This is a genomic window from Streptomyces sp. MBT53 (assembly GCF_016654115.1).
Lineage (GTDB): Bacteria > Actinomycetota > Actinomycetes > Streptomycetales > Streptomycetaceae > Streptomyces.
Genome location: NZ_JAEQAZ010000115.1, coordinates 1 through 18,841, shown reverse-complemented (window position 1 = coordinate 18,841; position 18,841 = coordinate 1). Strand labels below are relative to the sequence as shown.

Genomic DNA, 18,841 nt, shown 5'->3' with positions numbered 1-18,841 from the left:
CCGCTCACTGATCCACCCGCAGGGTGAACTCCAGCCCCTCCCCCGCCAGTTCGCTCAACCACTCCCGTGACCGCTCCGCCGTCTCGGCCGCCCTGTTCAGGCCGGACGGCAGGTCGTCGGTGAGGATGTGCCGGACGGCGAGGGACAGGGGGCGCGAGACACAGCGGGCCATCGCGCTCTCCTCCTCGTCGCCCACCAGGTCGAGGAGGTAACTCCCGGACCAGGTAGGGCCCGTGGCGCCGCGCACGTCCAGCGACACGGCGAGGACGACCCGGTCGTGGTCGGCCTCCGTGGTGGGGTAGGTGGCCGCCAACTCCCTTGCCAGCGCGGCGATCCGGGTGTCGTCGCCCGCCTTCAGCTCCTCGAACACCGGCTCCCAGGCCCGCAGCCAGCCCTCCAGGCGCAGCGTGCCGCGTACGAAGGTGCGCGGCTGCCAGGCCGTGGGCAGCCCGTACTGCTCGATGAACGGCACGCTGTCCCGGTTGGGATAGACCTCGAAGGTCTCCCCGTCGACGACATGCGGCCGGGTCACCTCCCAGGGCCGCTCGGCGACGGTCTCCGTCCCGTCCTCCAGATAGCGCGCCGGTGAGCGCAGCGCGCCCAGGACTCCGGCGGGCGCCCAACTGAAGCGGTAGCGAAAGTCGTTGGGCACGGCCGGGACCCCGCCGCAGTACGAGGTGAGGCTGTAGGTGGCCGCCGTGTCCGCGCCGATCGCCTCCCGCGCGCGGGCGACGAGGCTGTGCGCGAAGAGGTGGTCGATGCCGGGGTCGAGGCCTGCCTCGGTGAGGACGACGATGCCCGCCTGCTCGGCCGCCGGTACCTGTTCGAGGACGGCGTCCGAGACATAGCTGGAGCAGGCGAAGTGGGCCCGCCGCCGGACACAGACGGCCAGCAACGGGGCGTGTTCGGGCGCGGGCAGCATGGAGACGACGACGTCTCCGGGCACCAACTCGGCGGTGAGCGCGGCGAGGTCGAACGCGCGCGGTTCCGCGCGTCCCGTCAGCCCCAGCTGGTCGAGGGCCTGCGCCGCCCGGTCCTCGGTGCGGTGCCACAGCCGCACCCGGTCGGCGGTGTCGCACAGCACGGCCAGTCCACTGCCCGTGGACAGCCCGGCACCGATCCAGTGCACGGTGCCGCTCGCGCGCACGACGTCAGACATGGCCCAACTCCCCTTCCACCACGGCGATTCCGAGTTCCCGGGCCTTCGTGCGGAACAGGTCCAGGCAGCGCCCCCACGCCCCGCCGGTCCCGAAGTCCAGGAGCTGGGGCAGCAGGGCGGCCGAGAAGTCGGTGCTGGACTCCTCGGGCAGGAGGGACGGCAGGTTGTCGATGGCGATGAGGTCGAGCGGGGGCTTCGCGTGCAACTGCCGTACCGGGGCGTCCCATTCGGTCGTGCGGTCGTAGACCGGCAGGACGTTGAGGGGCGAGCCGACGTCGCAGGTGACGTCGGAGACCGTGCGGAGGCGGCGGCTCGGGTCGTCGAGGTCCGGCTCGCGGAGGAAGGGCGGGACGGGGGTCGTCGCCAGGACGCAGTTGACCAGGACGTCGTGGGCCAACAGGGCAGGGCGGTCCAGGTTCTGGGTCTCCGTCAGGTCCCAACTCGTCGGCTCGATCCCGGCCGTGCCGAACGCGGCCCGGGCTCCCCGGCCGCTGCGGCCCAGCGCGCCGATCACCAGCGCGGTGAACTCGGCGTCCCCGGCGGCGGGTTGGAGGGTGCCGTCCAACTCCTTCTTCGAGGTGGGCGTGAGGGGTGCGACCAGCCTGCCCCGGTGCTGGAGGACGGCGAGGGCCGCGCCCAGGTAGCCGGCCCAGAAGCCGAACGCGGCGAGGCGGCGGCCGGTGTCGTCCACCAGGTATTCGAGGTCGAGCAGCGCGCCACCGCCGGTGCCGAAGCGGCGCAGCAGGTCCGTCGCGCCCGGCTGGCCCTTGTAGGCGTGCCCGAAGAAGATGTGACGGTGCGTCAACCCGGCGGGTTCGTCCGGGAGTTCCTTCAGGCCCAGGATCACCGCGTCCTTCGGCGCCGACACCCAGGAACCCGCGAGTGCCGTCTTCGCGCCGACCGCCTCGTACTCCTCGATCGGGAAGATCCGCTGCGGGGACTCCTCGACCGTGAGGGTCACGCCGCTCCCGACGAGCCGGCGGGCGTCGACGGGGACGACCGGGGTGCGGCGCTCGGTCGTGCGGGTCTCGTGGCGCAGCCACAGATGCAGCTCGGTCATACCAGGTTGTCCTCCGGGCGCGGGGCGTCGGCCGCGAACCGGCCGGCGCTCAGGGGGCTGACGTCCACGAAGGGTACGCGGCCGAGACACAGGTCGCGGATCACCTCGCCGACGGCCGGGGCCTGCAGGAATCCATGGCCGGAGAAGCCCGTCGCGTAGAGGAAGCGGGAGACCGAAGTCGCCTGGCCGATCAGGGCGTTGTGGTCCGGGGTGTTCTCGTACAGGCCGGCCCAGCCGCCGGTGCGGCGCAGGTCGAGGAGGCCGGGGGCGCGCCGTCGCATGGCCTCGGCGAGGCGCGGGATCCAGCGGTCGTGGGTGTCGGTGGCGAAGCCGGGACGCTCGTCGGGGTCGGACATGCCCAGGAGGAGGCCGGGGCCCTCGGTGTGGAAGTAGAGGCTCGTGGTGAAGTCGATCGTCATGGGGAGCCTGGGCGGGAGGCCGGGGACGGGTTCCGTGACGGCGATCTGGCGGCGCAGCGGCTGCACGGGGAGGTCGACGCCCACCATCGCGCCGATGGCCTTCGACCAGGCGCCGGCCGCGCAGATCACGGTGTTCGTGTCGATGCGGCCGAGGGTCGTGAGCACGGCGGTGACCTGGTCGCCGTAGGTCTCGATGCCGGTGACGTCGGTGTGGCGCAGGATCGTCGCGCCGTGGGCGCGGGCCGCGGAGGCGTAGCCGTGGACGACGGCCTCGGGGGTGCAGTGACCGTCGTCGGGCGAGTACGCGGCGGCGAGGAGACCGTCCGTGTCGATCAGTGGGGAGAGGCGGCGGGCCTCGGCCGGGTCGATCATGCGGCTGGGCACGCCGAGGGAGTTCTGCAGCCGGACGCCCGTCTCGAAGGAGGCGACGTCCTCGGGCCGCGACAGCAGGAACAGATAGCCGACGCGATGTAACCCGATGTCGTGCCCGGTGTCCTCCTCGAAGCGGTCGAAGGCCTCCAGGCTGCGGGCGCCCAGCTGCACGTTGAGCTCGTCGGAGAACTGTGCCCGTACCCCGCCGGCCGCCTTCGAGGTGGATCCGGCGGCGAGTTCGTCCCGTTCGACCAGGACGACGTCTCTGACGCCGGCCCGGGCCAGGTGGTAGGCGATGCTGGTTCCGATGACCCCGCCGCCGATGACGACTACCTCGGCCTGACGCTTCACGGGCGCTCCTTGGGTGCCGCGCCGGTGACGGCCCGGGCCGCGGCAGCGTCCAGGATGCCGGGTCCGGCGCTGTTGTGGGGGACGTGCGGTTCGGCGACCCGGTCGCCGGAGAGGAAGAGGACGTCTTCGGTCATTCCCTCTTCCTGTCCGGATGCCGCTCACCGGAATCAGGACCAGTGCGCCACCGCGTCCAGATGGGGCAGGTGGTGGTCGAGGCGCTCCCGCTTGGTGCGCAGGTAGGTGATGTTGTTCTCGCAGGGCTCGATCAACAGCGGTACCTCTTCGGAGACTTTGATGCCGTGTTCCATCAACGCCTCGCGTTTGCGCGGGTTGTTGGAGAGCAGACGGACGCTCGCCACCCCCAGGTCGTGCAGGATCTCGGCGGCCACGCCGTAGTCGCGGGCGTCGACGGGCAGACCGAGGGCGAGGTTCGCCTCGACGGTGTCCAGGCCCTCCGCCTGCAGCGCCATCGCGCGCAGCTTGGCCAGGAGGCCTATGCCGCGGCCCTCGTGACCCCTCAAGTAGACGACTATGCCCCGGCCTTCGGCGACCACGGCCCGCATCGCGGCGTCCAGCTGGTCGCCGCACTCGCAGTGCTGCGAGCCGAAGGCGTCACCCGTCAGGCACTCCGAGTGCAGCCGGGTGAGTACGTCGTCCGTGCCGATGTCGCCGTAGACCAGGGCCACTTGCTCGTCACCGCGGTCGTGGTCCAGGTAACCGATCGCCTGGAATTTGCCGTACACGGTGGGCAACGGAGCATTCACGACGCGTTCCGCGCCCCTGGGCTGCGCGGACTTCTGCTTGCCGAGTACGCCAATGTTTTCTGTCATGATCTGGTTCCTAAGCAGAGACGAAAGGCCGTGAAACAATGAATGGTTCGGGCTCACGGACGGCGGCATACGGACTGGTGCCGGCGGACACCACGGAGGACGTACGGGCTAGGGGGGCAGGTCTCTCAGCACAGGTCGCGGTCCTTCCGGTCGGCAGTTTCGAGCAGCACGGCCCGTATCTTCCCCTGGCGACCGACACCCTCGTCGCCTGTGCCGTGGCCCGGGAGATCGCCGGGGCGTACCCGGTGCACCTGCTGCCGCCGGTGACGATCGCCTGCTCGCAGGAGCACGCGGCCTGGCCGGGGACCGTCAGCATCTCTTCCGTGACCCTTCATGCGGTGGTGCGGGACATCGCGGACTCGCTCCGCCGCTCGGGGGTCGAGACCCTGGTGGTGGTCAACGGGCACGGCGGAAACTACGTACTGGGCAACGTCGTTCAGGAGTCCTCCGCGCGCGGTGAGCGGATGGCGCTGTTCCCGGCCGCCGAGGACTGGGAGACGGCGCGGGAGCGGGCCGAGGTGCTGACCTCGCTGCTCACCGATATGCACGCGGGGGAAATCGAGACCTCCATTCTTCTGCACGCTCATCCCGAATTGATCCGTCCCGGTTATGAGACCTCCGATTTCGTCGCCGACGACCGTCGTCATCTTCTGACGCTCGGTATGGCCGGCTATACCGAGTCGGGCGTCATCGGGCGCCCGTCCCTCGGCTCGGCGGAAAAGGGGAAGGCCTTGCTGGCGAGCCTCGCCGATTCCTTCGGCGCGTATTTCTCGGTGCTGACCGCGGACTCCTGAGCGGGGGCCGGGTCCGGTACGGCGGTGTCGGGCCCGGTGGTGCGCAGGCCGGTGTACCAGCGGGCGACCAGGACGAACAGGCCGGGCACGGCGGCGGCGAAGCTGAGGACGCCGTAGATGACGGCGACGGACAGTCCGCTGCTGGCGCCGAGGCCCGCGGCGCCGAACGCCCAGGCGGTGACGCCCTCGCGGGGGCCCCAGCCGCCGACGTTCAGCGGGAGGCCCATGGCGACCAGGGCGAGGACCGCGATCGGGAGGAGCTGGCCGATGGTGGCGGCGGATCCGGCGGCGTGCGCGGCGACCACGAACATCGCGAGGTGGCCGGCCAGGATGACGAGCGAGGAGAGGGCGACGCCGGGCCAGTTGGCGCGGGAGAAGAGTCCGGCGCGCACCTCGTCAAGGGTGGTGCGCAGGGCGCGGCTGCGGCGGGTGACGCTGGGCGGCCGGTTCATCCGCAGGGCGGCCACGACCGCGAGCGCGCCGACTCCGGCGAGCAGGACGAGCGGGGCGACGCTGCGGGCGTCGGCCATCACCGGGGAGTCCAGGCCCAGCAGGACCCCGATCCCTACGACGGCCAGCGCGATCTGGCCGGCGACGCGTTCGAGGACGACGGCGCGGACGGCGCGGCCCATATCGCCGGCGCTCTGTCCGTGCCGTACCGCGCGGTGGACGTCGCCCAGAATGCCGCCGGGCAGGGCCGCGTTGAGGAACAGGGCGCGGTAGTAGTCGGCGACGGCCGGGCCGAGCGGCAGTTTGATGCGCAGTCCGCGCGCCACCAGCGCCCAGCGCCAGGCGCTGAACACCGTGGTGACGACCCCGATCGCGAGGCCGATCAGCAGGGTCGGTGCGTCGATGCGGCGCAGGCCGTCCAGGAAGACTCCGGTGCCCAGGCGCCACAGGAGGACGCCGAGGATGGCGATGCCGGCGACCGAGCCGAAGTGGGTGCGTACCGCGCGGGAGTTCACCCGGTTCAGGATCGCGCGCAGCACGCGGCGGGTACCCGAGGCGCGGTCGGCGGTGGGCCGGGGTGCGGCGACGATCACACCGATACGGTCGCCGGAGACGGCCGCGCTGTGCAGCGGCGGGGTGTGCGCGGGCCGCCTGCGCACCTCCTCGACGGTGCCCGGGGCGCGCAGTGCGAGGGCGACCGGCGCGGGCCGCTCGACGCGCACCCTGCGCCTGGTGGTGCCCGGTCGCGGTGCGACCGTCCTCATCGTCTCGACGCTCATGATGTTCCCCCTGTGGGCCGGGCCAGCGCCAGCAGGTCGCTGTGGTGGACCAGCACGGTCAACTCCCCCGCCGCGCAGGCCGCGAGGCGGTCGCGCAGATAGCGGTCGGCGCGTTCCTTCAGTTCCGGGCGTTCCTCGACGGCGGCGCCGACCCAGCCGCGCAGCCACTCGGCGGTCAGCGCGAGGTCGTCGGGGCCCAGGTGCCAGGCGCTCGGGTGGACGCGGACCGTGGCGCCGTGCGCGGCGAAGGCCTCGCAGGTGACGGTGACGGCGTCCGGGCCGAGGAGTCCGTCGCGCCGCTGGTGGGCGTTGAACGCGTCGGCGATCTCGGCGTCCATCGGGTCGGCCGGGGTGAGTTCGACCCGTCCGGCGACGGAGAGGGTGAGCAGCGCGGGGCAGCCGGCGCCGACGCAGGCGGTGACGAGTGCGTCGACCTCCTCGCGGGTGAGGACGTCGAGGAGCGCGGAGGCCGTCACCAGGGAGGCGCCGACCAGCGCGTCCGGGGTCAGCCGGGCCACATCGCCGCGCCGGGTCTCGACCGTGACGCGGCTGCCGTCGGCGGCGGCACGCGGGGAGGCGACGGCGGCGAAGTGCAGGAGGTAGGGGTCGCGGTCGTGCAGGATCCAGTGCTGCGAACCGTCGAGGCGCGGGGCGAGCCAGCGTCCCATGGAGCCGGTGCCGCAGCCCAGGTCGTGGATGACGACCCCGGACTTGCCGGGCAGGTTGGCGAGCCGGATGCGCAGCGGGTCGAGGAGTTCGGGGGCCCGGGCGACGGCGTCGGCGCCCTCGCGCAGCTCCAGCCACTCGGGCGCGTAGCGCGGCGGGTCGTCGGGGCCGACGTCCCGCAGCCGTACGGTGGCCCGCTCGCCGGGGCGGGTCGCGGGTCCGGCGCCGGGGATCACGGCACCGTGTCCGGCCTGCTCGCCGGTGTCCGCCGAAGCCGTTCCCGCCATCACGTCCTCCACTGCGGTCTGTGCCGGGGGCACGAGCATCCCCAGCGGTACGCCCCGGGGTCCCGGCTGCGCGGGGATGCGCTGTCCGGTGACCGGCGGGGTGGTCGCCGTCTTCCTCATGCCGCCCTCCGGGATTCGCTGGGGAGCCGGGTGAGTACTCCGGCGAGGCTGCGGGCCGTGGTGGCCCACCCGTCGAGCGCCGCGCGCCGACCACGTGCCGCCGCCTTCAGGCGTCGGCGTACGTCCGCCTCGCCGAACCAGCCGCGCAGTTCGGCGGCGAGGGCGGCGGGATCCTCCGGCGGGACGAGGATGCCGGGCACCCCGCCGTCGGGGGCGCGGCCGACCGCCTCGGGCAGCCCGCCGACGTCCGTGGCCAGCACGGGAATACCGCGGGCGAGGGCCTCGGTGACGGCCATGCCGTAGGTCTCGGCGTACGACATGAGGACCATGAGGTCGGCGCTCGCGTAGCTGGCGTCGAGCTGGGCGCCGGCCTGCGGGCCCGCGAGGTGCAGCCGGTCCTGGAGGCCGTACTGCCGGATGAGGCCGCGCAGATGGTCGACGTACTCGGGGTCGGTGCCGAGGCCGCCGACGCAGGTGCAGGTCCACGGCAGGTCGGCCGCGGCTGCGAGGGCCTCGATCAGCCGGTGCTGGCCCTTGCGCGGGGTGACGGCCGCGACGCACAGGAGCTGGGAGACGCCGTCGGTGCCGGAGGCGAGGGGGGCGATGTCGGCGCCGGGGGTGGCGACATGGACCCGCTCGGGGGCCAGGCCGTGGTGGGAGACGAGGCGGCGGACCGCCCAGTCGCTGGTGCCGATGACCGCGGACACCGCCCGCAGGACCGTGCGTTCCTTGGCGTCCAGTTCCGCGGCGACGGCGGCGTCGAGGCCGGTCTCGTCGCCGAGCGGGAGGTGGACGAGGACGGCGAGACCGAGCCGGTCGGCCTCCGGGACGACGATCTCGGGAACTCCGCAGGCCACGAGCCCGTCGAGGAGTACGGCGGCGCCGTCCGGCAACTCGCGCAGCACCCGGGCGAGTTCCGCGCGGGCGGCCTGACCGGGCCGGGGCCACTCGCCGTCGACAGCGTGCTTGTGGACCTGCCAGCCGAAGCCGGGGAGGTCCAGGCTGACCCGCCGGTCGTAGGCGTTGCCGCCGCTCGGCGCGGCGAGGTCGTCGACGCCGCCCGGCATCACGAAGTGCACGGTGCGCAGGGACATGGGGATGATCTCGGCATTCCGGGAGGCCGCGCGCTGTGCGGGCAGGAATCCCAGCGAGGGGGCGCGGTCGATGGTCACGTCGCTCACAGGGCACGCTCGTAACTCGCCCAGGCGACGTGCGACTCGTGCAGGGTGACCTGGAGTGCGGCCAGGCCCCGGGCGCCCTCGCCCAGCGCGCCCTTCTCGATCCGCTCGGCGAGCCGGTCGGCGATGACCTTCGCCAGGAACTCCGTGGAGGTGTTGACCCCGGCGAAATCGGGTTCGTTGTCCAGGTTTCTGTAGTTCAACTCGCTGACGACGGCGCCCAGTTCCTGGGTGGCCAGTCCGATGTCGACAACGATGTTGTCGTCGTCCAGCTCTGCGCGCCGGAAGGTGGCGTCCACCAGGAACGTGGCCCCGTGCAGGCGCTGCGCGGGTCCGAACACTTCGCCGTGGAAGCTGTGGGCGATCATGATGTGATCGCGGACGGTGATGCTGAACAACGGACGACCCTCCAGGTGCGGCGCGTCTGGTCCCCCGGCTGATCCCTGCCGGGGGATGCCGTGTAGTACGGCTGCACGCCTCCCCCTGTTCAGCCCTCTCTCACTCTTTTCTCAGGTCAGACGCGCTTGTCGTAGCGGATTGAACGATTCTCAACCGATGTCGGTGTATCGCACCCGGTGGCACAGGGCCGGAATCTCTCCGGAGGCGAGTCTCGGCAGCAGGTCCGGCAGCTCCTCGAAGTCGCTCTCCCCGGTGACCAACGCGTCGAGCGCCGGGTCGGCGAGGAGGTCGAGGGCGAGGGCGAGGCGGTCGGCGTAGCTGCGGTCGGCCCGGTTCGGGGAGACGGTCCCGACCTGGCTGCTGCGGATGACCAGGCGCCGGGAGTGGAAGGCCTCGCCGAGCGGGAGGCTCACCTTCCGGTCGCCGTACCAGCTCAGTTCGAGGACGGTGCCCTCCGGCGTGAGGAGTTCCAGTGCGCGGGCGAGGCCCTGTTCGGTGGCGCTGGCGTGCACGACGAGGTCGCAGTCGCCGAGCGCGTCCGCCGGGAGCGCGAAGCCGACGCCGAGGGCCTCGGCGGTCTTGGCGCGCGTCGGGTCGGCGTCCACCAACTGCACGCGTACGCCCGGGAAGCGGGCCAGCAGCGCGGCCACCGAAGACCCGACCATCCCGCCGCCGACCACGGCGATCCGGTCGCCGATCAGCGGCCTCGCGTCCCACAGTGCGTTGACGGCGGTCTCCACGGTCCCGGCGAGGACGGCCCGCCCGGCGGGCACCGAGTCCGGTACGGGTGTGACGGCGCTCGCGGGGACGACGTAGCGCGTCTGGTGCGGATAGAGGCAGAAGACGGTACGGCCGAGCAGCGCGGCCGGGCCCTCCTCCACGATCCCGACGTTGAGGTAGCCGTACTTGACCGGACCTGGGAAGTCGCCCTCTTGGAACGGTCCACGCATGGTCGCGTACTGGTTCTCGGGGACGCCCCCGCGGAAGACCAGGGTCTCGGTGCCGCGGCTCACGCCCGACCACAGGGAACGGACCACCACCTCGTCCTCGGCGGGGTCCGGCAGAACGACGTCGCGTATCTCGCCGTGACCCGGTGCACCGATCCAAAACGCCCTCGCGGTGCGCTTCATCGGAATCCTCCTGAACGATCGGGAAGCTGTTCACGTACGGGTAACCACAGGCCGCGCACAGTACGCGGCGTTGATCGACTCTGTCATATGGCCGGAGGGTGTGCGGTGGCCCTGAACAACACATACGAAGCAAGGCTGGTCCAGCAGGAGACCGCTGTGGGAGCGGGCGTTCAGATCCTGTTGCTGGCGTTGCTCGGTACGGCGATCGGGATGGGCCCGGCGGGCTGGCTGACCGGACTGGCGTTCGCGATCGCCACCTGGGCGGTGCTCTCCCAGGCCCTGCACAAGTCCCGGACGCGCAACTTCGGCCCGGCCAACCGGGTCACGCTCGGCCGCGCCATCCTGGTCGGCGGGGTGACCGCGCTGGTCGCGGACTCCTTCGAGAGCTCGCCCCCGGTCACCCTGCTGGTCGGCCTGACGGCGGTGGCCCTGATCCTGGACGGCGTCGACGGCAAGGTCGCCCGCCGCACGGGAACTTCCACCGCGCTGGGCGCGCGCTTCGACATGGAGGTCGACGCGTTCCTGATCCTCGTGCTCAGCGTGTACGTGTCGACCCAGCTCGGCCCGTGGGTTTTGCTGATCGGCGCCATGCGCTACGGGTTCGTCGCCGCCGCCCGCGTCTGGCTGTGGCTGAACGCCCCGCTGCCGCCGAGCACGGCCCGCAAGACGGTCGCCGCCACCCAGGGCATCCTCCTGCTGCTGGCGGGCGCGAACCTGCTGCCCCACACGGCCAACCTCGCCGTGGTGGCGCTCGCGCTCGGCACGCTGGTGTGGTCCTTCGGCCGCGACATCCTGTGGCTGTGGCGCACCTCCCGCACCACCCTCGTCGAGGAGGCCCCGGCCGAGGAGAAAGTCCTCGAACTCGAACTGGTCTCGCAGTAGCACCGGTCGTACCGAAAGGGCCCGGACCACCAGACGGTGGATCCGGGCCCTTCGGCTTTCCGTACTACCCGTGCTACCCGTACGACTTCAGCGCTACGGCGGCTACGGCCGCGGCGAGCGGCTGCGCACGACGGCGAAGGCGCCGGCCGCGAGGCCGAGGACGCCCACGACCAGGCCGGCGATGCCGAGCCCGCGGGCGGTCGAGTCGCTGCTGGAACCCGACGAGGACGCGGAGGTCGTCTTCGTGGCGGTGGCCGCCGTCGAGGCCGAGGCGGCCGGGGTCTCGTCGCCGTCCTCGCTCTCCTTGGCGGTGAGCTTGAGGACGGGCGCCGGGTTCTCCGGCTCGTCGGCGCCCGCCGCGGCCTCCTCGATCCAGCGGACGACATCGCCGTCCGAGTAGGTCTGGAGCGTCTTGAACGTCAACTGGTCGGTGTCGTCGGGCAGTTGACCGAAGGCGACGTTGAAGTCCTCGAACTGTCCGGCGCCGATCTTCCCGCCGGTCCAGGTGATCTCGGAGACGGCGTCGGTGATGGTGCCGTCGTCGGTCTTGACCGGCGTCTTGAGCTTGCTGGTGGTGACCTTCGCGGTCCAGCCGTTCTGCGGGGTGACCAGCACACCGAGGACGGGGTGGTCGGTGGGCAGATAGACCTGGACCTTGGTGGTGCTGGCCTTGTCCTCCTCGTTGGGGACCCGGAAGGTGATGACACCGTCCGTGGCTCCCTTGGCGTAGCTCTCGGGGTGGACGGTCACGTGCGCGGAGGCGACGCCAGCGGCGGCCAGGACTCCGGCGGTGGCGAGCGCGGCGACGGTGCCTGCGCGGCGCAGGGTGGTGCGGTATGCGGACATGGTGAGGCGATCTCCGTACGGGAAAGGGAAGTTGGGGGGTCAGACCGGGTACGGGATCGGGACCGGTGGCCCTCTGCGGCTGACCGCGTGCCGCAGGAGGAGTTGACGGAAGGGGGCCGCGTCGGCGCCGGTGCGTCCGGGGCCCACCGTGCGGGCGGGCAGGGGTGCGGGGGCGTCCCGCCACCAGGCCACCAGCCCCGGTACGAAGGCGACGGCCCAGCGCAGCAGCGACCACAGCGCGGCCTCCCCGCGCCGCAGCCACCAGGCCGCGACGAGGGCGGCGACGACATGCGCGGCCACGGCGTGCGGGGTCATGGCCTGCGTCTGCCGCATCGGGGCCATGCCGTGCCCGGACATGTGAGCCATCCCGGCCATCGCCATCCCGGCCCGGGGTCGCGCGAGGTCGAAGCCGAGGTGCAGCCCCGCCTGGGTGGCGAGCATGGCGGCGCCGATGCCGGGCAGGGACCGTTCCCGACCGCCGAGCAGGAACCCCATGCCGAACACGGCGAGGAACCCGGCACCGTCCGCCCACAGCGGGGGCGTCGCACCGGTGGCGAGCCCGTGCCCGGCGGCAGCCAGCAGCACGCACACCGCGGCGAACACCGCGGCGCGCAGGCTCCGTACCGCCGGGGATGCGCTCATGGTGACGGATCCTCCCACGGGCCGCTGCCGCCGTTGCCGTCGATGGCGGTTTAGGGGGCAGCTCATATCTGGTTCATGGCTTGGTACGGCGGTGACGCGTGGGGCGTTCAGTCCGGGTGGGCGGACTCCTGCGCGCATGCGTCGATTTACCGGGATACGGCGGCCGGGGCGCCCGTGCGTGGCAACAGCGTGATCGCCGCGACCGGTACGGCGGCCAGCACCAGCCACGGGACGGCGGCGGGCAGTTCCGTGTCGAGGAGCGTGCCGGTGGCCGCGCTGCCGACTAGGACGATCAGCCCGGAGATGGAGGACAGGGCCCCGGTGTAGAGGCCGAGGCGGCCGGGTTCGGCGAGGTCCGGGACCCAGGCGCGGGCGACGGGGGCGATGAGCATCTGCCCGAGGGTGAGCAGCACGACGAGGACGGCGGCGGGCAACAGCCCGGTGGTTCCGGTGAGTTGAGCGGGCCGGGCCGCCGCGACAGCCGTGAACCCTACGGCGATCAGCAGCAGCCCGGCCGCCATGGACCGGCGCGGATCGAGCCGCTCCCCCGCCCACCGCGTGAGGGGCAACTGCGCGCTCACCACCAGCAACGACGACAGCGCGAACAGCCAGGCCAGCGGCGCCTGCGAGCCCGCCGCACGCTCGACCTCCTCGGGGAGGGCCAGATAGAGCTGGTTGTAGGCGAGGAGATAGGCACCGTAGGCACAACACAGCGCCAGGAAGGGCCCGTTGCGCACGAGAGCCCGTGCACCGCCCTTCTCCGAGACGCGCGTCCGCCCGGGGATGTGCTGCGGCAGCAGCCACGCGTGTCCCGCGAGCACGAGCACGAAGACCCCGGCCCCGGCGAGACAGGTCACCCGGAAGTCCACGGCGAGCAGCAGCGCACCGAGCAACGGCCCGACGAACGCGCCGAGTTGACCCGCGACGGTGAACAGCGCCAGCACGCGGGCCCGTTGACCTCCGCCCTTCTCCTCCCACTCGACGGCCTGGCGCGCGACCTCCGACTCCACGGCCGGGGAGAACAGCGCGGCGGCGAACCCGATCAGCAGTACGGCCCCGACGACCGCGGAGGTCCGTTCCGCATACCCGAGCCAGCCGAACCCGGCGATCCGCAGCGCACACCCGGCGAGCACCACGGGCCGCACCCCGTACCGGTCGGTCAGCGCCCCGCCGACCACGAACAGCCCCTGCTGGCTGAAGGTCCGAAGCCCCAGCACCAGCCCGACGAGCCAGCCCGCCATCCCGATCACGTCCGCCAGATGCTCGGCGAGAAACGGCAGCACGGCGAAGAAGCCTACGTTGAAGGCGAGTTGAGTGAGGATCAGCAGTCGGAGCAGCGGCGGGAGCGGAGTCCGTACGACGGTCGCCGCGCTCACCGGACCGCCAACTGCCCCTGCCCCGCGGCTCGTACGCTGCCGGCCGCCGTCACCGCGAGGGCGCCGAGGAGGGCGAGTACGGCGGCGGGGGCGAGGACGGCCCAGGGCGCGCGCTCGGCGTAGGGCTGGTTCTCGGCGAGGAGCAAGCCCCATTCCGGGGAGGGCGGTTGGGCACCGAGGCCGAGGAAGCCGAGCGAGGCGAGGGCGAGGGCGACACCGGGCAGGCGGAGCAGGGCGTGCCGGGTGACGGGTGGCAGCACGGCGGGCAGCAGTTCGTGGCGCAGGAGGTACCAACGACCCGCGCCCAGGCCCCTGGTGGCGGTCACATGCAGGGTGGCGCGCTCCTGTCGCAGCAGCGCGGAGGTGTGCGTGGCGAGAGGAGTCCACGCGAGGGCGGCGACGGCGAGGGCGGGCGTACCGCTCCCGCCACCGGCCACGGCGGTGACCAACAGGGCGGCGAGGACGGGCGGTACGGCGTTCACCGTGTCGACGAGCGGTCCGGACAGCCGGGGCAGCAGCCCGAGCAGGATGCCGGTGACGAGTGCGACGGTACTGATCGCGAGGGCGAGCAGCAGGGTGTCGACGGCTCCGTGGGCGATCCGCGCGAGGAGGTCGCGGCCGAGCGCGTCGGTGCCGAACGGGTGGGCCCAGGTGGGGTGTTGGAGGCGCAGTCGGGTGTTCAGGGCGAGGGGGTCACGGGGCAGGCCGAGCGCGAGGACACCTAGGAGGAGGGCAGCGTACACAACAGGCAAGGCGCGTCGGGGTGTTGGGGCTGGCCCGTGGAGGGACGGCAGCGCCCCAGCTCGCATGGCCGGTCCGACGAGGAGCCGGGTGACGAGGCGGGAGAGTCCGGCGGCGAGGGCGGCGAGCAGGAGGAGGACGAGGGTGCCGGCCTGGAGGACGGGCAGGTCCTGGGCCAGGGCGGCCTGGAGGGTGGTGCGGCCGAGGCCGGGGATGTCGAAGATCTGCTCGACGGCGACGGCCCCGCCGGTCAGCCCGACGACGAACAGCCCCAGGTTCGGCAGCAGTCCGGGCAGACACCGCCGCACGGCCTGCCGGGCGATACGCCGCCCGGGCAGCCCGCGCGCGGCGGCGGCCCGCGCCCACGGCTCGGCGAACGCACCGGGCAGCAGATCGTCGAGCAGCCGCCCGAGCACGGCCCCGGCGGGCAGCCCGAGCGCGAGCGCGGGCAACACCGTCCACCGGGGCCCGTACCACCCGAGCGCGGGGAGCCACCCCAACTGCACCCCGACGACGGTGGCGAGCACGGACGCGGTGAGGAACTCGGGAAGCGCGGCGAGGGCGGCGGAGGCGGTGCCGCCGGGGTGGCTCGCGGTACGGGGGACACTGCGGCGGGTGAGTCGCCTCGGCGGAACGCTGAGAACCGCGCAGGCGCCGTCGCCGCCGCCATCACCGGAGAGCTCTGCGGGCCGGTTGCCGCGCCGCCGCGCGAGACCCCGGGGCAGCACGGCGCGAACCCCACCACCGGAACTCCCTGTGGACCAGCCGCTATGCCGCTGCGCGAGACCCCCGCGCAGCACAGCGCGAACCGCGCCGCCACCGCCACCGGACGGCCCCATCGCGCGACCACCGCGCCACAACGTGCCCATGCACACCGCCGCGGCGGTCACCGCGGCCACCCCGAGCGCCGTGGTCATCAGCAGCAGGGACGCGCCCAGGGCTTGGAGCACTGCGGGCATGACCTCGGTGCCGGAGATCCACGAGCGGCCGGCGTCGCCGCGTGGGAGGCCGCCGAGCCAGTGGGTGAGCAGTCGCAACGGGCCCTCGTCGAGGCCGAGTTGGGCGCGGATCGTGGCCAGGACCGCGGGGTCGGGGTCGCGTTCCGCCGACCGTGCCTTGAGTACGGTCAGTGCCGGATCGGTGTGTGCGAGCCAGGGCAACAGGCCCACGGCGCAGACGAGTCCGGCCGCGAGAAGGGCGCGCCAGAGCAGCGCGGTCGTGCGGTGCGGCATGGTTCAGCGCCGGGTTCCGGTGCCGACGAGGGTGCGCTCGTACGGGTCGAGGAGGACGCCCCGCACCGAGGTGCCGACGCCGGTGACGACCCGTTGGTGCACGAGCGGTACGACGGCGTCCGTGCCCAGGATCTCGGCCTCGGCCGCCATCGCGGCACTCTGCCGCGCCGAGGTGTCGACGGCACGCTCGGCCTTCGCGACGGCCCGGTCGACATCCTTGTCGCAGAGCAGGGCCAGGTTGTAGCCGCCGTCGCAGGTGTAGTCACTGGCGAGCACGGCGACCGGATCCCCGGTGTCCACCTGGGTGTTGCGGGCCACCACGAACGCGTCGAACTTCCCGGCCAGCGCGTCGCTCTCGATCCGCGAGTACTCGCGCACCTCCAACTCGACCCGAAATCCCGCCTCTTCCAGCTGCTGCTTCAACACCTGGGCGGCTTCGGGCAGTTCGGGCCGGTTGTCGTACGTGGCGATGGTGATCGCCGTTCCGTCCGGCGCCGTCGCCTTCGCCCGTCCGACCGGCTGTTCGCGCTTGGCGGCGGCCCAGGTGACGGCGGGGCCGTAGATGCCCGCGCCCGCGTCGGCGTGGCCTTCATGGACGCCCTTGGCCAGCGCACTCGTGTCGACGGCCTCGCGAGCGGCGGCCCTGAGCTTCGGGTCCTTGAACGGGCCTGTGCGGGTGTTCAGTTGGAGGCTCGTGGTGCGGGTGGTGGCGGTCTCGCGGCGGACCGCGCGGTCGAGGGTCGCGGCCTGGGCGACGGGTATCGCCTCGGCGATGTCGACCTGTCCGGTGCGCAGGGCGTTGGTGCGGGCGGTGCCGTCGGCTATGAAGCGCGCGTCTATGCCGGAGGCGTGGGCGAGGCCGCCCCAGTAGCCGTCGAAGCGGTCGAGGGTGGCGGCCGTGGAGCCGGTGACCTTGGTGAGTTCGAAGGGACCGGTGGCGGTGCCGACCGGGTCGACGCGGCTCTTCGCGTTCTCGTACGCCTTCGGAGAGAGGACCGCGAGGGCGGGACCCGCGAGCCGCAACGGCAGTACCGGATCAGGGGAGTTGGTGGTGACGCGTACCCGGTCGCCGCCCGCGGGTTCGGCGGTGAGGGTGACGCCGGAGAGGGCGGCGGGGGCGGGCTTCGCCTCGGTGGCACGGGTGAGGGCGGCGGCCACGCGGGCCGGGGTGACATCGGTGCCGTCCTGGAAAGTGGCCTCGCGCAGCGTGAACAGCCAGCCGCGGTCGCTCTCCCGCTGCCAGGACCGGGCTAGCGCGGGGGCGGCGGAGCCGTTGGCGTCCAGCGAGGTCAGGCCCTCGGTGACACCGAGCCGGCTGAGGATGGTGGCGTCGGCGCCGTACGGGGAGAGGTTCTCGGCGGGCGGGAACGCGAGCGCGACCCGCAGCCGTGAACCGGACGCCCCGGTCGTCTCCCCGCTCTCCTCACCGGCGGAGGCGAAGCAGCCGGTGAGCAGCGGGGCGAGGGCGAGCCCAAGGAGCAGTCGGGCGGGGCGAGTTCGTCGGAATCGTCGGAATCGCATCGCGGTCATCGCCCCATCGCCAGTTCGAAGTGCATGATTCGCTGCCCGCCGCTCGCGTCGTCGCGCTCGTCGTGCACGACTTTGCCGAGCGAGCGCCAGAAGGCCTCGGCGCCGGGCACGGCGGGGTCGGTGTGCAGATAGGCGGCGCGGTAGCCGCCGTCGGCCGCGGCGAACGCGAGGAGTTCGGCGACGAGATGCCGGGCGAGGCCGCGACGGCGGTGCGCGGGGCGGACGTAGACGCGGCGCAGCTGCGCGGTCGCGCCGGAGGGGTAGCGCTCGGCGAGGTGGCGCGGGTTCGGCGGGTGGACCGGTCCACGGGAGTCGAGCGCGGCGGTCGCGACGACCTGGCCGTCGTCCGGGTCGAGCGCCACGAGGAGGGTGTGGCGGGCCGGGGCGAGGTAGGCGGCGGCCGGGTCGATGATGTCGGCGTGCCAGCGGGGCACATAGCCGGTGGCGAAGTCGCGGTAGACGGTGTCGAGCATCACGGCACGCGCACCGTCGAGGTCGTCCGGGCCTGCCGCCCTGATGCAGTAATCAAGCACTTGCACATCATATGCATTAAGACTCCCATCCTTGATCGCACCCGGCGATCCCCCATGACAGAGCCACCCCTGATGGCCGCTCCCGATTTGACAGCCCTGCGGCCGACCCCTAAAACCTAGCCACATGACATTCATTTTCAAAACCGCGAAAGCGGCGGACCGGTAGTGCGCGTCGCGTTCGTCGGCAAGGGCGGCAGCGGAAAGACCACGCTGTCGGCCCTCTTCGCCCGCCACTTGGAACGCTCCGGCGCCCCCGTGCTCGCCATCGACGGCGACATCAACCAGCACCTGGCCGAGGCCCTGGCCCCCGCCACCGCACCCGCCGTCGCCCCTCCGCTCGGCGCCCATCTGGGCGAGCTGAAGGACTTCCTGCGCGGCACCAACCCGCGCATCGCCTCCCGCGAGGCCATGATCAAGACCACCCCGCCGGGGCGCGGCTCACGCCTGCTGCGGCTGCTCGGCGACGACGAGGTGCACGCCCGACATGTGGTGCGGGCGGGTGACGTACCGCTGATGGCGACGGGCGAGTTCGAGGAGAGCGACCTCGGGGTGGCCTGCTACCACTCCAAACTCGGCGCGGTGGAGCTGTACTTGAACCATCTGGCCGACGGCCCCGGCGAGTACGTCGTGGTCGACATGACTGCGGGCGCCGACGCCTTCGCCTCCGGCCTGTTCACCCGCTTCGACCTCACGTTCCTGGTCGCCGAACCGACCCGCAAGGGCGTCTCGGTCTACCGCCAGTACCGGGACCACGCACGGGAGTTCGGGATCCGTATCGCCGTGATCGGCAACAAGGTGACCGGCGAGGACGACCTGCTCTTCCTCAAACAGGAGCTGGGCGACGACCTGTTGACCCACCTGGTCCACTCCCCCGCCGTTCGCGCCGCCGAACAGGGCCGGTCGGAGGGCGAGTTGGAACCGCACAACGTGCACGCCCTGCGTCTGCTGCGCGAGGCCGTGGACTCCTGCTCCCGGGACTGGCCGACCCTGCACCGCCACGCCGTCGAGTTCCATCTGCGCAACGCGCGGGCCTGGGCGGACCGGGCGTTGCGCAGATGGAACTCG

The 18,841-nt window shown here is 72.6% G+C and carries 18 protein-coding genes and 1 pseudogene; 3 read left to right on the top strand and 16 right to left on the bottom strand.

What is annotated here, in order from left to right; translation table 11 throughout:
• Positions 1-4: 4 nt before the first annotated feature.
• Genes JHN45_RS33310 through ribA form a run of 5 tightly spaced genes read right to left on the bottom strand, consistent with a single transcriptional unit; the run spans position 5 to position 4,191 of the window.
• Positions 5-1,159 carry a saccharopine dehydrogenase family protein gene (locus JHN45_RS33310; protein WP_201052724.1) on the bottom strand — a complete coding sequence of 385 codons (1,155 nt, stop codon included), beginning with the start codon at positions 1,157-1,159 and terminating at the stop codon, positions 5-7.
• Positions 1,152-2,219, bottom strand: coding sequence for a saccharopine dehydrogenase (locus JHN45_RS33305; protein ID WP_201052719.1), 1,068 nt, complete (start codon positions 2,217-2,219; stop codon positions 1,152-1,154). The genes JHN45_RS33310 and JHN45_RS33305 overlap by 8 nt, the downstream gene beginning before the upstream one ends.
• Entirely contained in the window at positions 2,216-3,361 is a 1,146-nt protein-coding gene (locus JHN45_RS33300; RefSeq protein WP_201052717.1) for an FAD-binding oxidoreductase, read from the bottom strand. Before JHN45_RS33300 ends, JHN45_RS33305 begins: the two co-directional genes overlap by 4 nt.
• The gene (locus JHN45_RS33295) at positions 3,358-3,495 is read right to left on the bottom strand and encodes a hypothetical protein (RefSeq protein WP_200713494.1); all 138 of its coding nucleotides are present in this window, start codon (positions 3,493-3,495) and stop codon (positions 3,358-3,360) included. The genes JHN45_RS33300 and JHN45_RS33295 overlap by 4 nt, the downstream gene beginning before the upstream one ends.
• A 33-nt stretch (positions 3,496-3,528) precedes the next feature.
• Complete coding sequence (gene ribA, locus JHN45_RS33290; RefSeq protein ID WP_200713495.1) at positions 3,529-4,191, bottom strand: GTP cyclohydrolase II; 663 nt, start codon at positions 4,189-4,191, stop codon at positions 3,529-3,531.
• A gap of 38 nt (positions 4,192-4,229) precedes the next feature.
• On the opposite strand from ribA, the gene JHN45_RS33285 reads away from it, so the two are divergent.
• Positions 4,230-4,985 carry a creatininase family protein gene (locus tag JHN45_RS33285; protein WP_201052715.1) on the top strand — a complete coding sequence of 252 codons (756 nt, stop codon included), beginning with the start codon at positions 4,230-4,232 and terminating at the stop codon, positions 4,983-4,985.
• 104 nt (positions 4,986-5,089) lie between these two features.
• On the opposite strand, the pseudogene JHN45_RS53340 reads toward JHN45_RS33285, so the two are convergent.
• The 5 genes and pseudogenes from JHN45_RS53340 to JHN45_RS33265 form a co-directional block, all read right to left on the bottom strand.
• Positions 5,090-6,199: pseudogene (locus JHN45_RS53340) on the bottom strand (YbhN family protein); the annotation flags it as partial.
• An 11-nt stretch (positions 6,200-6,210) separates the two neighbouring features.
• A complete protein-coding gene (locus tag JHN45_RS33280; RefSeq protein ID WP_374192780.1) occupies positions 6,211-7,167 on the bottom strand; it encodes a trans-aconitate methyltransferase in 957 nt (318 codons plus the stop codon).
• 116 nt (positions 7,168-7,283) lie between these two features.
• The gene (locus JHN45_RS33275; RefSeq protein WP_201052714.1) at positions 7,284-8,468 is read right to left on the bottom strand and encodes a glycosyltransferase family 4 protein; all 1,185 of its coding nucleotides are present in this window, start codon (positions 8,466-8,468) and stop codon (positions 7,284-7,286) included.
• The gene (locus tag JHN45_RS33270; protein ID WP_019073017.1) at positions 8,465-8,863 is read right to left on the bottom strand and encodes a 6-carboxytetrahydropterin synthase; all 399 of its coding nucleotides are present in this window, start codon (positions 8,861-8,863) and stop codon (positions 8,465-8,467) included. The genes JHN45_RS33275 and JHN45_RS33270 overlap by 4 nt, the downstream gene beginning before the upstream one ends.
• 150 nt (positions 8,864-9,013) lie before the next feature.
• Positions 9,014-9,994, bottom strand: coding sequence for a zinc-binding alcohol dehydrogenase (locus JHN45_RS33265; protein WP_201052712.1), 981 nt, complete (start codon positions 9,992-9,994; stop codon positions 9,014-9,016).
• 105 nt (positions 9,995-10,099) lie between these two features.
• Here JHN45_RS33265 and JHN45_RS33260 point away from each other — a divergent pair, with 105 nt between their 5' ends.
• Positions 10,100-10,876, top strand: coding sequence for a CDP-alcohol phosphatidyltransferase family protein (locus JHN45_RS33260; protein WP_201052710.1), 777 nt, complete (start codon positions 10,100-10,102; stop codon positions 10,874-10,876).
• A 102-nt stretch (positions 10,877-10,978) separates the two neighbouring features.
• Here the strand turns inward: JHN45_RS33260 and JHN45_RS33255 are convergent, their stop codons facing one another.
• The 6 genes from JHN45_RS33255 to JHN45_RS33230 form a co-directional block, all read right to left on the bottom strand.
• On the bottom strand, positions 10,979-11,722 hold the full coding sequence (locus JHN45_RS33255) for a YcnI family protein (RefSeq protein WP_201052708.1): 744 nt from the start codon (positions 11,720-11,722) through the stop codon (positions 10,979-10,981).
• A gap of 39 nt (positions 11,723-11,761) precedes the next feature.
• The gene (locus JHN45_RS33250) at positions 11,762-12,364 is read right to left on the bottom strand and encodes a hypothetical protein (RefSeq protein WP_201052707.1); all 603 of its coding nucleotides are present in this window, start codon (positions 12,362-12,364) and stop codon (positions 11,762-11,764) included.
• A gap of 146 nt (positions 12,365-12,510) precedes the next feature.
• Entirely contained in the window at positions 12,511-13,740 is a 1,230-nt protein-coding gene (locus tag JHN45_RS33245) for an MFS transporter (RefSeq protein ID WP_201052701.1), read from the bottom strand.
• Entirely contained in the window at positions 13,737-15,713 is a 1,977-nt protein-coding gene (locus JHN45_RS33240) for an ABC transporter permease subunit (RefSeq protein ID WP_201052699.1), read from the bottom strand. Before JHN45_RS33240 ends, JHN45_RS33245 begins: the two co-directional genes overlap by 4 nt.
• Before the next feature lie 3 nt (positions 15,714-15,716).
• Positions 15,717-17,243: an ABC transporter substrate-binding protein gene (locus JHN45_RS33235; RefSeq protein ID WP_201052698.1), complete on the bottom strand. Its 1,527-nt coding sequence runs from the start codon at positions 17,241-17,243 to the stop codon at positions 15,717-15,719.
• Positions 17,240-17,776, bottom strand: a complete 537-nt coding sequence (locus tag JHN45_RS33230) for a GNAT family N-acetyltransferase (RefSeq protein ID WP_201052696.1) — start codon at positions 17,774-17,776, stop codon at positions 17,240-17,242. Before JHN45_RS33230 ends, JHN45_RS33235 begins: the two co-directional genes overlap by 4 nt.
• Positions 17,777-17,941: 165 nt before the next feature.
• Between JHN45_RS33230 and JHN45_RS33225 the strand changes: the two genes are divergently transcribed.
• On the top strand, positions 17,942-18,841 hold a 900-nt coding region (locus tag JHN45_RS33225; RefSeq protein ID WP_201052694.1), incomplete at its 3' end, for an ATP-binding protein.

Bases quoted from the DNA above. Each gene is read 5' to 3' on its own strand.
- JHN45_RS33310 (WP_201052724.1), bottom strand. From the start codon at position 1,159: ATGTCTGACGTCGTGCGCGCGAGCGGCACCGTGCACTGGATCGGTGCC.
- JHN45_RS33240 (WP_201052699.1), bottom strand. From the start codon at position 15,713: ATGCCGCACCGCACGACCGCGCTGCTCTGGCGCGCCCTTCTCGCGGCC.
- JHN45_RS33255 (WP_201052708.1), bottom strand. From the start codon at position 11,722: ATGTCCGCATACCGCACCACCCTGCGCCGCGCAGGCACCGTCGCCGCG.
- JHN45_RS33285 (WP_201052715.1), top strand. From the start codon at position 4,230: ATGAATGGTTCGGGCTCACGGACGGCGGCATACGGACTGGTGCCGGCG.
- JHN45_RS33265 (WP_201052712.1), bottom strand. From the start codon at position 9,994: ATGAAGCGCACCGCGAGGGCGTTTTGGATCGGTGCACCGGGTCACGGC.
- JHN45_RS33235 (WP_201052698.1), bottom strand. From the start codon at position 17,243: ATGACCGCGATGCGATTCCGACGATTCCGACGAACTCGCCCCGCCCGA.
- JHN45_RS33280 (WP_374192780.1), bottom strand. From the start codon at position 7,167: ATGGCGGGAACGGCTTCGGCGGACACCGGCGAGCAGGCCGGACACGGT.
- JHN45_RS33250 (WP_201052707.1), bottom strand. From the start codon at position 12,364: ATGAGCGCATCCCCGGCGGTACGGAGCCTGCGCGCCGCGGTGTTCGCC.
- JHN45_RS33305 (WP_201052719.1), bottom strand. From the start codon at position 2,219: ATGACCGAGCTGCATCTGTGGCTGCGCCACGAGACCCGCACGACCGAG.
- ribA (WP_200713495.1), bottom strand. From the start codon at position 4,191: ATGACAGAAAACATTGGCGTACTCGGCAAGCAGAAGTCCGCGCAGCCC.
- JHN45_RS33295 (WP_200713494.1), bottom strand. From the start codon at position 3,495: ATGACCGAAGACGTCCTCTTCCTCTCCGGCGACCGGGTCGCCGAACCG.